We start from the raw sequence: 14,258 nt of genomic DNA on the forward strand, positions 1-14,258 counted from the left end.
CCAAAGGGCGACTGAAACCCATCTCCCAACCCGGAGGCCGGAAGCACCATGCACCAGAAGGTGACTGAGAAGCTTCAGAGACGCGAAGCCGGGCCGGTCAAAGCGCGGCGCCGCGTCGATGGGCGGTTTATAGGCCAGCCCCGTTCGGACTGTCAACACGGATCCGGGAAAAAAATGACGTCCCGACGACAGTGCCTGCCGCCGGGCCCGAAGCCCCGTAACCGTGTACGCCATCAGGTCTTTGATTGGATGGTCCAATCGGCGATTCGACAAGGACTTTTCCACAGCGGGCCCCGACTCCCGATACCATTCCGGCGGGCGCGGCGCTCGCTCCGCGAACCGCCAGCCGCCCCGGCCGCCGCCCGGCCCGGCCCGGGCCGGCCGCGCCCCGCCAGGATCATGTCCACCCCGCCCCAGGCGCCGGGATCCCGCTTCTCCTGCGACCGCACCCGGTGCGCCGACGAACAGCCTCCGGTGGCCCGCAGCCCTGACGGCGCCACATTTTTCGCTCTTTCCTCGCCTGGGCCTCGATGCGGTCCATTGCTTGACGGATGGAGGCGGTGCGGGCAACGTCCGCCGCGCATCGCTGGCCGGGCGCCGCCCGGCGAGATCGATCGGAGAATTCGCGTTTGCTTCTGTCTGGCCGATCGTCCTTTCCTCATCACGGCGGCCCCAGCGCGACGCTCGGGGACGAGGCGCCGCTGTCGAGTGACGGCCGGGAGCGCCGCGGCATCGACGCCCGGCGCGTCAATGTCCGCTGGCTCTCGGGAACGGTCCTCACCGGCCTATGCGGCGCCGGGCTGATGGGCGGAGCGGTCTGGGCGGCGCTGGAGAACCCCACCCGTCCCCCGGCCCCCGCCGAGATCGTCCAGCCCCTCGCCCGCGGCGCCGGTGCGGCCTCCGACCGGCCGACCAACACCGCCCGCAAGGGCGACCGCCTCACCCCCCTCGCCGATCTGTTCTCGTCGTCCAAGCAGACGATCCGCGTCTCCCAGACGACCCGGGTTGGCGATCGCGAGATCATCCGTGTCCGGCCGCACACCCGCGTGGTCGCCAACCTCGTCCAGACATCCAGCGGCAATCACGACATTCCCGAATTCAACCCGCTGCGCCTGCTCGCCGGCGACACGGCCGAGCGCGCCGAGGAACAGGCGCCCGACACCGATGGCGAGGTGACCCTCGTCATGCGTGACATCGCCTCCCTGCCCCCCCAGCAGCGCACCATGGTGACCCTGTCGACCGAGGAGATCCTCGGCCAGGTGCGCGAGGCGGCAAGCCAGACGGATCTGGCCGTCCCCCTGGTGCTCCCGGCGGGTAGCCCCCTCAACCGCCCCTTGCCCGTCGGCGCGGTCCTCGACCCCGATGATCCCAATGTGGTGCGCGTCGCCAAACGGGCCGCCGAGGCCGCGGCCGACGCCGCGCCGCCGGACCGCACGGTCATCGCCAAGACGGGCGACACCATCACCTCGGTCCTGCTCGAGCTCGGCGCGGTGCGCGACGACGTCCGCCTCATCGCCGCCGCCTTCACCCGCGGCGGGCGCGAGATCACGCTCCGGGACGGCCAGCGCATCCGCGTGCTCTTCGCCCAGGGCGCCTCGGGCCGCAGCCAGCCGGTCCGGGTCATCCTCGTCGGCGAGCGCGGCACCCCGGAGGCCGCGGTCGCCCAGACCGACGAGGGTCGCTATGTCGCGGTGGAAGATCCCGCCGAGGCCCTCAACGTCACCGACGAATCGGACGACGACGACGATGGCTCCGGACTGCGCCTCTTCGCCGCGATCTACGAAACGGCCCTGCGCCAGGAGATTCCGCGTCCCATCATCGACGAACTCATCCGCGTCTTCGGCAACGATGTCGACTTCTCGCGCCGCGCCGGCACCAACGACCTGTTCGAGGTCCTCTATGCCTCCGACGACGAGGGCGAGGCGGGTCGCGGCGACATTCTCTATGCCTCGATCACCACCGCCGGCGAGACCCGCCGCTACTACCGCTTCCATTCCACCGCCGACGGCATCGTCGACTATTACGACGAGCAGGGAAAATCGGCCCGCAAGTTCCTCATCCGCAAGCCCATCGCCGGCGGCCAGATGCGCTCCGGCTTCGGCATGCGCCGCCACCCCGTCATGGGCTATTACAAGATGCATTCCGGCGTCGACTGGTCCGACCGGATCGGCACGCCGATCGTCGCCGCCGGCAACGGCGTCATCTCCAAGGCGGGCTGGTCCGGCGGCTATGGTCGGCGCATCGAGATCGAGCACGCCAACGGCTACACCTCGACCTATTCCCACCTGTCGGGCTTCGCCCGCGGCATCAGCGAGGGCGCGCGCGTCCGCCAGGGCCAGGTGATCGGCTATCTCGGCAATTCCGGCCTCTCGACCGGCCCGCACCTGCATTACGAGGTGATGGTCAACGGGCGCTTCGTCGATCCGATGCGGGTCCGCGTCCCCCGCGGCCGCGAACTGGCCGGCCCGATGCTCGCCGCCTTCCGCGCCGAGCGCGAGCGCATCGACAACCTGATGACGCGCGACCGGGCCGAGACGCGCGTCACCGCGGCGGCACCCTCGCGCTGACACCTATGCGGCGGCGCCCCGCGCCGCGCCGCCGAGCCAGGCGTCGAAATCGGCCAGCGCCCTGGCGCTCAGCACCCGCTTGCGCGCCTGGGTCTTGGCATTGCCCCGCAGCCGCTCGCCATCCGGACCCTTGTTCGGCGCCGGTTCTGACAAGGGCGGGAACAGGCCGAAATTGACATTCATCGGCTGGAACGAGCGCGGCCCCTCGTCGATGGTCGACACATGGCCGCCGGTAATATGGTTGATGAGGGCGCCATGGGCCGTCGTCACCGGCGGCAGCGACGGCTCCCGGCCCAGCCGCTCGGCCGCCGCGAACCGCCCGACCATGCCGCCGATGGCGGCGCTCTCCACATAGCCCTCGCATCCGGTGATCTGGCCGGCGAAGCGCAGCCGCGGCTCGACCTTCAGCCGCAGGGTCTGGTCGAGCACCTTCGGCGAGTTCAGATAGGTGTTGCGGTGGATGCCGCCGAGCCGCGCGAACTCGGCCTTCTCAAGGCCGGGGATCATGCGGAAGATGGCGGCCTGCGCGCCATATTTCAGCTTGGTCTGGAAGCCGGTCATGTTGAACAGCGTGCCGAGCTTGTTGTCCTGCCGCAATTGCACGACGGCATAGGCCTTGACCGTGGGATTGTGCCGGTTGGTGAGCCCCACCGGCTTCATCGGCCCCCAGCGCAGCGTCTCGCGTCCGCGCTCGGCCATCACCTCGATGGGCAGGCAGCCGTCGAAATAGGGCGTGCCTTCCCACTCCTTGAACTCGGTCTTCTCGGCCGCCAGCAGCGCGTCGATGAAGGCCTCGTACTGGGCCTTGTCGAGCGGACAGTTGATGTAGTCGGCCCCCGTCCCGCCAGGCCCCGCCTTGTCATAGCGCGACTGGAACCAGGCCTTGTCCATATCGACGGACTCGAAATGGACGATGGGCGCGATCGCGTCGAAGAAGGCGAGCTCCTTCTCGCCGGTCAGCTGGCCGATGGCGGCGGCGAGCGCCGGCGAGGTCAGCGGGCCGGTGGCGACGATGACGCTGTCCCAGTCCGCCGGCGGCAGTCCCGCCACCTCCTCGCGCATGATGGTGATCAGCGGATGGGACTCCAGCGCCGCGGTGACCGCCTGCGAGAAGCCGTCGCGGTCGACCGCCAGCGCCCCGCCGGCCGGCACCTGGTGGGCATCGCCCATGCGCATGATGATCGATCCCGTGCGCCGCATTTCCGCATGGAGGAGGCCGACGGCATTGGTCTCGGCATCGTCGGAACGGAACGAGTTCGAACAGACGAGCTCGGCGAGGCCTTCGGTCTTGTGGGCCTCGGTGCCGCGCAGGGGGCGCATCTCGTGCAGCACGACGGGAACGCCGGCCTCGGCGATCTGCCAGGCGGCTTCGGAACCGGCGAGGCCGCCGCCGACGACGTGAATGGGGGCGATCTGTGTCATGCGGACCTTCTAGGGCCGAGCCGCGCGGGCGGCAAGCAAGGGATCAGAGCGCCAGTGTCTCGCCGGCTGCGAGAATCCGCCGCGTCCTGTTCACCTCACGGCAGGCATCGACACCGAGGACCGCGAGTTTCAGCGCCCGCAGATGCGCCGTCCCATCACCGGACGGCGCTTCCGCGGTCCAATAATGGATGTGGTTGAAATAGCCTCCGGAGATCGCTGTCTCGAGCGGCACGTTCATCGTGCCGGGCGAATGCTCCGGCGGGATCGGCCCGCCGATGAAATCGCCCTTCACCCCGGCGCGCTGGGCGAAATAGAGATTGGTCCAGCAGGTCAGGGCGAACATGGCGGAGTGCTGCAGGCGCGGGCGCTCCGGCGGCATGCCCGGGTTCTGGGTCTTCGGTGCGAAGAGAACGCGCCCGTCCTCACCCGGCGACAAGGCGGGCGGCGCGACCGGGAACTCCCGCAGCGACACCTTCTCGTCGAGGGCTTTGTTGGTCCCGGCTTCGGTCATCAACAGGGCCGCATGAGCGAGCGGGCTGCCCATCGTGACGAAATCGCTGATGCGCCAGGGCGAAGCGACGATCTGGCCCTTCGCCACGCTGACCTGCTCCGCCGTGAAAGTCGCGAAGGCCTGCCGGACCGTCGCCTGGTACGCATCTGCCGATGGCGTGCCGCCCGGCCCGATCCGCTGCCAGGCGAGCCCCCCATCCACCGCCGCGACCGCATAGGTTCCCTCCCCGATCGCATCGGCTGGCAGCCCGTCGATGGCCGCGAAGGCGGCGATGACCCTGTCGGTCAGCCGCGCGCTGGCCATCTGCTCGACGAAGAAGGCGCGCAGCACGTCATAGGCGATGACGGTACCGAGGCTGTGCGCGACGACGACGATCCGGTCATAGCGCGGCGCGCCGTCGCCGTTGCGCTGGTCGTGCAGGTCCTGGAGGACCTGCAGGCCGAGCTTCCGGATGCGGTTGCGCGCCTCGATATTGTCCGGCGCATCGCGCAGGTAGCGGGCGCAGTCACCGACATAGGGAACCAGGAACACCCAGGCGAGGAAGACGAAGAGCGTTAGGAAGACGAGAAGCCAGAGCGTCGTCGGCGGATGGCCGAGCGTCAGCAGCGCGATGTCGAGCAGCCGGGCGCCCTCGGGCCAGCCCGCCTGGCCGATCCCGACGAAGGCCCAGACCGGCCCCCAGAGGGCGACGACAAGCGACAGCCCCGCCGTGCCGGCGACCCCATAGGCCGTGGCGACGGGGCCGAGGAACATGACGAGGCTGGCCAGCGCCGGCACCAGGGTCAGGAGCGCCAGCGGGTGCCACGCGGCGAGGGCGGCGAAGACCAGGAAGATTCCGGCCACGCCCAGCCCCGTCGCCCAGCCCTTGCGCAGGCCGAAGGTCGCGAAGCCGCCGACGAGGACGGCAAGAACGAGGAACGACACGGTCGCCTGCGGCGCTGCAAGGCCGGCACGGGCGGCGACGTCGCGCCATGACAGCCCGATCAATCCTGTTCCCACGACCCAGAGCAGGTGAACGGCGGCAAGCAGGGCCGCGGTCAGGAGCGTGACGGCGGCAAACCAGATCCAGCGCGCATCGGCGGGAAGGCTGGAGCGGTCGCGCTTGGCGAGGTCGCAGAGCCAGAGCAGCACGGCGACGAAGCGCGTGCCGCTCATCAGATGGGCCCAGTAGAGTTCGAAGAAATCGTAGCGCCGCTTCTCGGTCAGGCCGAGCGCCGGCGTGGTCACCGATTTCAGGTCGAAGGAGCCGTCCTTGCCGACATAGGGCTTGATCCAGCGGGGAATGGCGCCCTTGCGCCGCGCTGCCGCGCGATCGGTCTCGGGCTTGCCGAGGACGGCATCGACCACGCCCAGCAGGGTCTCCATCGGCCGCTGGTCGCCGATACCGTGGAACACGAGGACGGCCGTCCGGGGAGCCGGAGCAGGCGTCGTCTTGGCTGCGGCCTTGTCTCCACCCGAGCGAGCAGCCATCGCGTCCCTCCAAAGCCACGAGACCACCCGATCGAAACCCCGATCGGGCGGTCTGGCAAGAGGGCTATAAGTCCGGATGCGGTGCGGCCGTCGGCTAGGCCGCCGCCATGGCCGGCGTCGCGGGTTCGAAGACCAGCCGGTCTCCGGCTGCCGCGGCGCTGACCCTGTCGCCGTCCTTGATCGTCCCGCCGAGGATCTTCTCGGCCAGCGGATCCTGGACATATTTCTGGATCACGCGCTTCAGCGGGCGCGCGCCATAGGCGGGGTCGTAGCCCTTGTCGGCGAGCCAGGCCTTGGCGCCGGGATCGAGGTCGAGGACGATCTTGCGCTCGTCGAGCAGCTTCTGCAGGCGCTTCAGCTGGATGTCGACGATGGTCGTCATCTGCTCGCGCTTAAGCCGGCCGAAGAGGATGATCTCGTCGACGCGGTTGAGAAATTCGGGGCGGAAGTGCCCGCGCACGATCGACATGACGCCGTCGCGCACCGCATCCACCTCCTCGTTCTCGCCCTGCATGACCAGAAGCTCGGAGCCGAGGTTCGAGGTCATGATGATGAGCACGTTGCGGAAATCGACCGTCCGGCCCTGCCCGTCCGTCAGACGCCCGTCATCGAGCACCTGCAGGAGCACGTTGAAGACGTCGGGATGGGCCTTTTCGATCTCGTCGAACAGCACGACCTGATAGGGCCTGCGGCGCACCGCCTCCGTCAGCGCCCCGCCCTCGTCATAGCCGACATAGCCGGGCGGCGCGCCGATGAGGCGGGAGACCGAGTGCTTCTCCATGTACTCGGACATGTCGAGGCGGACCATGGCGGTCTCGTCGTCGAACAGGAACTCGGCGAGCGCCTTGGTCAGCTCGGTCTTGCCGACGCCGGTGGGGCCGAGGAACATGAACGAGCCGATCGGCCGGTTCGGATCCTGCAACCCGGCGCGGGCGCGCCGCACGGCGGTCGACACGGCCTTCACCGCCTCGCCCTGGCCGACGACGCGGCGGGCGATCTCGTCCTCCATGCGCAGGAGCTTGTCCTTCTCGCCCTCCAGCATCCGGTCGACCGGCACGCCGGTCCAGCGCGAGACAACCTGGGCGACGTGGTCGGCGGTCACCGCCTCCTCGACCATGGCCTGCTCGTTCTGCTGCTCGACGGTGGCGAGCTCCTTCTCCAGCGCGGGCAGCGTGCCGTAGGAGAGTTCACCGGCCTTCGCCCAGTCACCCTTGCGCTGGGCATTGGCGAGGGCCGTGCGAGCCTCGTCGAGCTGCTTCTTGATCTCGGCGGCGCGCCCCAGGCTGTCCTTCTCCGCCTTCCAGCGGGCGGTCATCTCGGCCGACTGCGCCTCGAGGGAGGCGAGATCGGTCTCCAGCCGCTTCAGCCGGTCCCGGGATGCGACATCGCTCTCCTTCTTCAGCGCCTCCTGCTCGATCTTGAGCTGGATGACGCGGCGATCAAGCTCATCGAGCTCCTCGGGCTTGGAATCGACCTGCATGCGCAGCCGCGCCGAGGCCTCGTCGACGAGGTCGATGGCCTTGTCGGGGAGGAAGCGGTCGGTGATGTAGCGGTTCGACAGCGTCGCCGCCGCGACGATGGCCGCATCGGTGATCCGCACCTGATGGTGCTGCTCGTACTTCTCCTTCAGGCCGCGCAGGATCGAGACGGTGTCTTCCACCGTCGGCTCGCCAACGAAGACCGGCTGGAAGCGGCGGGCCAGCGCCGCGTCCTTCTCCACATGCTTGCGGTACTCGTCGAGCGTGGTCGCGCCGATGCAGTGCAGCTCACCCCGGGCAAGCGCCGGCTTCAGGAGGTTCGAGGCATCCATCGCCCCGTCCGCCTTGCCGGCGCCGACCAGCGTGTGCATCTCGTCGATGAACAGCACGATGCCGCCGGCGGCGGCGGTCACCTCCGACAGCACGGACTTCAGCCGCTCCTCGAACTCGCCGCGATATTTCGCGCCGGCGATGAGCGAGCCCATGTCGAGCGACAGGATCGCCTTGTCCTTCAGGCTCTCCGGCACGTCGCCGTCGATGACGCGGAGAGCAAGGCCCTCGACGATGGCGGTCTTGCCGACGCCGGGCTCGCCGATGAGAACCGGATTGTTCTTGGTCCGCCGCGACAGCACCTGGATGGTGCGGCGGATCTCCTCGTCGCGGCCGATGACCGGATCGAGCTTGCCCTCGCGCGCCGCCTGGGTCAGGTCGCGGGCATATTTCTTCAGCGCGTCATAGGCGTTTTCGGCGGAAGCGGAATCGGCGGTCCGGCCCTTGCGCAGGCCCTCGATGGCCTGGTTCAGCGCCTGCGGCGTCACGGCCGCAGCGGCCAGCGCCTTGCCGGCCTCGGTGTCCTTTTCCAGCGCCAGGGCGAGCAGCAGCCGCTCGGCCGCGACGAAGCTGTCGCCGGCCTTCTCGGCGGCCTTCTCAGCCGTGTCGAAGACGCGGGCGAGGCCCTGGCCGAGATAGATCTGGCCGGCCCCCGAACCCTGCACCTTCGGGATCTTGCTCAGCGCCTCCTCGGTCTTCTGAAGCGCCAGCTGCGGCTGGCCGCCCGCCTGGCGGATCAGGCCGGCGGCAAGGCCCTCCGGATCGTCCAGGAGCACCTTCAGAAGGTGCTCCGGCTGGAACTGCTGATGGCCCTCGCGGAGCGCCAGGGACTGCGCCGACTGGATGAAGCCGCGCGAGCGTTCGGTGTATTTCTCGATGTTCATGAGGTCACTCCCTTGCCCGTTCCGCCCGTCTCGCCTGAGCCCGAAGGAAACGTCCGACCGTTGGATGTGCCGCTCCCGAAGCGACCGGCACGCGTCGGATATGGGGGTGTCACGCGGCTGTGAGAAGAGACCGCGGCGGACTTTTTGAGGCGCGTCAAACCGGCCGCGCCGTCACCGGAAACGCCCCCTGCCCTGTCCGCAGGAGCCCCGGACCGTGCCCCCGGGCTTGACCGCGACGGCCCCCTCGGGCCACCTCAGGCCATGACCGAGACACCCGCTGCCCGCATCACCGCCCTCTACCGCTATCCCGTGAAGGGGCTTTCCGCCGAGCCTCTCGCCGAGGCGCCGCTGACCAGTGGCGCGCATTTCCCCGGCGACCGGCTCTTCGCCATCGAGAACGGTCCCTCCGGCTTCGACCCTGCCAATCCCGAGCACCAGCCGAAGCAGAAATTCCTCGTCCTCGCCCGCCAGGCGGCGCTGGCCAAGCTCAAGACCCGCTATGACGACGCCAGCCACAGCCTCGCCATCGTCGCCGACGAGGTCGAGGTCGCCCGCGGCGACCTCAGAACATCGGCGGGGCGCGCCGCCATCGAGGACTTCTTCCGGATGTTCCTGGCGAGTGACCTCGCCGGCGCGCCGAAAGTGCTCGAGGGCCCGCCCGGCTTCCGCTTCATGGATTCGCGCTCCGGCTTCGTCTCCCTCATCAATCTCGCCACGGTCCGGGCTCTGGAAAAGGAGACCGGCACCGCCATCGACCCGATCCGCTTCCGCGCCAATATCTATGTCGACGGCGTGCCGGCCTTTGCCGAATTCGCCTGGGTGGGCAAGCGCATCACCCTCGGCGGTGCCGCCCTGCGCGGCCTGAAGCGCACCGAGCGCTGCGCCGCGACGACCGTCAATCCGGCCACGGCCGTCCGCGACCTGATGATCCCCGCCGTGCTGATGCGCAGCTACGGCCATGCCGATTGCGGCATCTATGCCGCCGTCGCCCAGGGCGGGCGCATCGCCCAAGGCGACAGGCTGGCCATCACCGACGAGGACCAGGCCGGCGTCCCGTTCTGAGGGCAGTCCCGCAAGGCGCGGGCAAGCGATGCGTAGCAAGACCGACATGCGTCCTTCGAGGCTCGAAGGACGCACTTGCGGTGTGCACCCCCCCTCTCCCCTCAATCCTCCCAGCGCACGACCTCGCCGAGCTCCGCGCGCACCGTGCGATAGCCGTTCACCGGATGGCTCTCATCCGCCCGCCCGAAGGAGATGCCGCAGACCACGCGCTGGTCATCGGCCATGCCGAAATGGTCACGGATCGCGGCCGCATGGACCGCCAGGGCCGCCTGGGCGATGGTGGCGACGCCATGGGCCGTCGCCGCGGTCATGAAATTGCTGACATAGGCGCCGCAATCCAGCGCCCCATAGGCGCCGAGCGCCTCATCCGTGGTGATGATCGCCACATGCGGCGCATCGAACAGCGCGAAGTTGCGCAGGCTCTGGCGGGCATAGGCGGCCTTGTCGCCGCGCTGGACGCCCACCGCGTCATAGAGCTGGAAGCCGCAGGCCCGCCGCCGGTCGAGCAGGGCGCCGCGATATTCACGCGGAAAGGCGAAGTCCGGGGCCGGTTCGGCGCCACGCGCGGCGAGATCCAGCATCAGCGCGCGGAAGCGCTCGACCGCGCCGCCGCTGGCGATCACCACCTGCCAGGGCTGGGTATTGTTCCAGGAGGCGGTCTTCTGCGCCGTCGTCAGGATCGCCGCGATCGTCTCCCGCGGGATCGGCTCGGGCCGGAAGGCGCGGCAGGAATGGCGGGCGGCCATCAGGCGGTCGAAGGCTTCGGCATCGGTTGGCAGGGGGCTGGTCATCGGTCTCGCCGGATCGTTCGGGGGCTGCCGCCATCGTCTCTGCTCGCCGGCCGTTTCGCCATCCGCCGTTCGGCATGCCCTGGGCTCGGAACCGCTCGACAGCCGGGGCACTTCGGGGCTACCGCTCGGTGATGACCCATCTCTCCGGATCCGGCCGCAAGGCCACGACGGCCTTTGACGTCCTGGTGCTCGGCGCCGGCGCGGCCGGCATGATGTGCGCCATCGAGGCCGGGCGCCGCGGCCGCTCCGTTCTCGTCATCGACCATGCCGAGGCGCCGGGCGAGAAGATCCGCATCTCCGGCGGCGGCCGCTGCAATTTCACCAATCTCGGCACGTCGCCGAAGAACTTCCTGTCGCAGAACCCGCGCTTCGCCATCTCGGCGCTCGCCCGCTACACCCAGCGCGACTTCATCGCCCTGGTCGACAGCCACCGCATCGCCTGGCACGAGAAGACCCTGGGCCAGCTCTTCTGCGACGGCTCGGCACGCCAGATCATCGCCATGCTGACGGACGAGATGGACCGGGCCGGGGTGACGCTCAGGCTCGCCACCGGTGTCGAGGACATCGCGCGCTCCGAGGACGGATTTGCCGTCCGGCTCTCCGACCGGACCATCCGCTGCGCCTCGCTGGTTGTCGCCTCCGGCGGCAAGTCGATCCCGAAAATGGGGGCCACCGGCCTCGCCTATGACATTGCCGCGCGTTTCGGCCTCGCCGTCGTCCCGCCACGCCCGGCGCTCGTCCCCCTCACCTTCGCGCCCGACATGCTGGCGACCCTGACGCCTCTGGCCGGCATCGCGGTGGAGGAGGCGGTGGTGGGACACGGCAAGACGCGCTTTGCCGAGGCGGTTCTCTTCACCCACCGCGGCCTCTCCGGCCCCGCCGTGCTGCAGATCTCCAGCTACTGGCGCGAGGGCGACGACATCGTCGTCTCGCTGGCGCCCGGCGTGAACGTTGTCGAGGGCCTGAAGGCCGCCCGCACCCGCAACGGCCGTCAGGCGGTGCAGACGGTTCTCGCCGAGATCCTGCCGCGGCGCCTCGCCCAGGCCGTCGCCGCGAGCCAGGGCCTCACCGGCAATCTCGCCGACTGTTCCGACAAGGTGCTCGCCCGCATCGACGCGGCGGTCAATGCCTGGCGCATCCGCCCTGCCGGCACCGAAGGCTGGCGCACCGCCGAGGTGACGCTCGGCGGCGTCGACACCGCCGGCCTCGATCAGCAGACCATGGCGGCGAAGTCCGTCCCAGGCCTGTTCTTCATCGGCGAGGCGGTGGATGTCACCGGATGGCTCGGCGGCTACAACTTCCAGTGGGCCTGGTCGTCGGGCTGGGCGGCCGGCAAGGCGGCCTGACGGCGGCCTGACGGGCGCAGCCCTCTCCCCCTCACGGCCCGTTGCCGTCCGGGTGGGCAAACCCTATGGTCCCCGTCCCTTCCGAGGAACGCTGCAAGAAGAACCCGACATGGCGACCGACAACACGACCGGCCGACGCAACCGCCCGACCATCACGGACCAGGAGGCGCTGGCCTTCCACCAGGTCGGCAAGCCCGGCAAGCTTGAGATCGTGCCGACCAAGCCCATGGCGACGCAGCGCGACCTGTCGCTCGCCTATTCCCCGGGCGTCGCGGTTCCCGTCCTCGCCATCGCCGAGGATCCGGCCCGCGCCTTCGACTACACGACGCGCGGCAACATGGTGGCCGTGATCACCAACGGCACCGCCATCCTCGGCCTCGGCAATCTCGGCGCGCTCGCCTCCAAGCCGGTGATGGAAGGCAAGGCGGTGCTGTTCAAGCGCTTCGCCGATGTCGATTCCATCGACCTGGAGATCGACACCGAGGACGCCGACAAGTTCATCGATGCGGTGCGCTATCTCGGCCCCTCCTTCGGCGGCATCAATCTCGAGGACATCAAGGCGCCCGAGTGCTTCATCATCGAGCAGCGCCTGCAGGAGCTCATGGACATTCCGGTGTTCCATGACGACCAGCACGGCACGGCGATCATTGCCGCCGCCGGCCTGATCAACGCCATGGACATCACCGGCCGCGACATCAAGACGACGCGTCTGGTCGTCAACGGCGCCGGCGCCGCTGGCATCGCCTGCGTCGAGCTCCTCAAGGCCATGGGCTTCACGCCCGACAATGTGACGCTCTGCGACACCAAGGGCACGATCTGGCGCGGCCGGACCGACGGCATGAACCAGTGGAAGTCCGGCCATGCCGTGACGACCGATGCGCGGACCCTCGCCGAGGCGGTGAAGGGCGCCGACGTCTTCTTCGGCCTGTCGGTCAAGGGCGCGCTCACCCCCGAGATGGTCATGTCCATGGCACCGAAGCCGATCATCTTCGCCATGGCCAATCCCGATCCGGAGATCACCCCGGAGGAGGTGCATGCGGTGCGCTCCGACGCCATCGTCGCCACCGGCCGCTCCGACTACCCGAACCAGGTCAACAACGTCCTCGGCTTCCCCTTCCTGTTCCGCGGCGCCCTCGACGTGCGCGCCACGCAGATCAACATGGAGATGAAGATCGCCGCCGCGAATGCGCTCGCCGCCCTGGCGCGCGAGGACGTGCCCGACGACGTCGCCGCGGCCTATGGCGGCGGACGGCCGAAATACGGCCCGGACTACATCATTCCGGTTCCCTTCGATCCGCGCCTGATGATCGCCGTGCCGACCGCCGTGGCCCAGGCCGCCATGGAGACCGGCGTCGCCCGCCGGCCGATCGTCGACATGGCCGGCTACAAGGCGCAGCTCACCGCCCGCCTTAATCCCGTCGCCGGCGTCCTCGCCCGCATCTTCGAGCGCGCCCGCCGCACGCCGCGCCGCGTCGTCTTCGCCGAGGGCGAGGAGGAACAGGTGATCCGCGCCGCCCAGAGCTTCGTCAACCAGGGCCTCGGCACGGCGATCCTCGTCGGCCGCGAGGACCGGGTCCGCGCCACGGCGCAGGCCGCCGGCATCGACCTGAAGGAGGGCATCGAGATCGCCAATGCCCGGCTCTCCACCCGCAATGCCGACTATGCCAGCCAGCTCTACGAGAGGCTGCAGCGCCACGGCTACCTGTACCGCGACTGCCAGCGCATGGTGAACCAGGACCGCAACATCTTCGGCGCCGCCATGGTGGAAGCCGGCGATGCCGACGGCATGGTGACCGGCGTCACCCGCAACTATTCCTCGGCTCTCGAGGAGGTGCGCCGCGTCATCGACGTCAAGCCGGGCCACCGCCTCATCGGCGTCTCCATCGTGCTGTCGCGCGGGCGCACGGTGCTCGTCGCCGACACCGCCATCACCGAGATGCCCTCGGCCGCCGATCTCGCCGAGATCGCCATCGAGGCTGCCCATGCGGCACGCCGCCTCGGCACCGAGCCGCGGGTGGCGCTGCTCGCCTTCTCCACCTTCGGCCAGCCCAGGGGCGAACGCTCGGAGAAGGTCATCGAGGCCGTGAAGATCCTCGATTCCCGCCGCGTCGATTTCGAATATGACGGCGAGATGTCGGCCGACGTCGCCCTCAATCCGGAACTGATGCAGGCCTATCCGTTCTGCCGCCTGACCGGACCGGCCAACGTGCTGATCATGCCGGCTTTCCACTCGGCATCGATCTCGACCAAGATGATGCAGGAACTCGGCGGCGCCACCGTCATCGGGCCTCTGCTGGTCGGCCTCGACAAGCCCGTGCAGATCGTGCCGCTCGGCGCCCGCGACTCCGACCTCGTCAACATGGCGGCGCTGGCGGCCTACAATATCGGCGGCTGACG

The 14,258-nt window shown here is 69.3% G+C and carries 7 protein-coding genes and 1 pseudogene; 4 read left to right on the top strand and 4 right to left on the bottom strand.

Going from position 1 to position 14,258, the window contains the following annotated elements:
- The first annotated feature begins 629 nt into the window (after positions 1–629).
- On the top strand, positions 630–2,567 hold the full coding sequence (locus tag Q0C57_RS17260) for a M23 family metallopeptidase (RefSeq protein ID WP_296578034.1): 1,938 nt from the start codon (positions 630–632) through the stop codon (positions 2,565–2,567).
- Between the two features lie 3 nt (positions 2,568–2,570).
- Here Q0C57_RS17260 and trmFO read toward each other — a convergent pair whose 3' ends face one another.
- The 3 genes and pseudogenes from trmFO to clpB form a co-directional block, all read right to left on the bottom strand.
- Positions 2,571–3,989: a methylenetetrahydrofolate--tRNA-(uracil(54)-C(5))-methyltransferase (FADH(2)-oxidizing) TrmFO gene (trmFO, locus tag Q0C57_RS17265; RefSeq protein WP_296578037.1), complete on the bottom strand. Its 1,419-nt coding sequence runs from the start codon at positions 3,987–3,989 to the stop codon at positions 2,571–2,573.
- Between the two features lie 43 nt (positions 3,990–4,032).
- Positions 4,033–5,970: a hypothetical protein gene (locus tag Q0C57_RS17270; protein ID WP_296578040.1), complete on the bottom strand. Its 1,938-nt coding sequence runs from the start codon at positions 5,968–5,970 to the stop codon at positions 4,033–4,035.
- A 139-nt stretch (positions 5,971–6,109) separates the two neighbouring features.
- A pseudogene (gene clpB, locus Q0C57_RS17275) lies at positions 6,110–8,662 on the bottom strand (ATP-dependent chaperone ClpB); the annotation flags it as partial.
- A gap of 261 nt (positions 8,663–8,923) precedes the next feature.
- Here clpB and Q0C57_RS17280 point away from each other — a divergent pair.
- On the top strand, positions 8,924–9,724 hold the full coding sequence (locus Q0C57_RS17280) for an MOSC domain-containing protein (protein WP_296578043.1): 801 nt from the start codon (positions 8,924–8,926) through the stop codon (positions 9,722–9,724).
- A gap of 101 nt (positions 9,725–9,825) precedes the next feature.
- On the opposite strand, the gene Q0C57_RS17285 is transcribed toward Q0C57_RS17280, so the two are convergent.
- On the bottom strand, positions 9,826–10,515 hold the full coding sequence (locus Q0C57_RS17285) for a nitroreductase (RefSeq protein ID WP_296578045.1): 690 nt from the start codon (positions 10,513–10,515) through the stop codon (positions 9,826–9,828).
- A 131-nt stretch (positions 10,516–10,646) separates the two neighbouring features.
- On the opposite strand from Q0C57_RS17285, the gene Q0C57_RS17290 reads away from it, so the two are divergent.
- Together Q0C57_RS17290 and Q0C57_RS17295 are read left to right on the top strand one after the other, a co-directional pair.
- Positions 10,647–11,861 (top strand): NAD(P)/FAD-dependent oxidoreductase, encoded by a 1,215-nt coding sequence (locus Q0C57_RS17290; RefSeq protein WP_296578047.1) that lies wholly within the window; start codon positions 10,647–10,649, stop codon positions 11,859–11,861.
- Positions 11,862–11,970: 109 nt separating this feature from the next.
- Entirely contained in the window at positions 11,971–14,256 is a 2,286-nt protein-coding gene (locus Q0C57_RS17295) for an NADP-dependent malic enzyme (protein WP_296578049.1), read from the top strand.
- Positions 14,257–14,258: the final 2 nt, after the last annotated feature.

Origin of the sequence: Phreatobacter sp., from assembly GCF_022843985.1 — a bacterium.
Taxonomy (GTDB): domain Bacteria; phylum Pseudomonadota; class Alphaproteobacteria; order Rhizobiales; family Phreatobacteraceae; genus Phreatobacter.

Bases quoted from the DNA above. Each gene is read 5' to 3' on its own strand.
- trmFO (WP_296578037.1), bottom strand. From the start codon at position 3,989: ATGACACAGATCGCCCCCATTCACGTCGTCGGCGGCGGCCTCGCCGGT.
- Q0C57_RS17285 (WP_296578045.1), bottom strand. From the start codon at position 10,515: ATGACCAGCCCCCTGCCAACCGATGCCGAAGCCTTCGACCGCCTGATG.
- Q0C57_RS17270 (WP_296578040.1), bottom strand. From the start codon at position 5,970: ATGGCTGCTCGCTCGGGTGGAGACAAGGCCGCAGCCAAGACGACGCCT.
- Q0C57_RS17280 (WP_296578043.1), top strand. From the start codon at position 8,924: ATGACCGAGACACCCGCTGCCCGCATCACCGCCCTCTACCGCTATCCC.
- Q0C57_RS17290 (WP_296578047.1), top strand. From the start codon at position 10,647: ATGACCCATCTCTCCGGATCCGGCCGCAAGGCCACGACGGCCTTTGAC.
- Q0C57_RS17295 (WP_296578049.1), top strand. From the start codon at position 11,971: ATGGCGACCGACAACACGACCGGCCGACGCAACCGCCCGACCATCACG.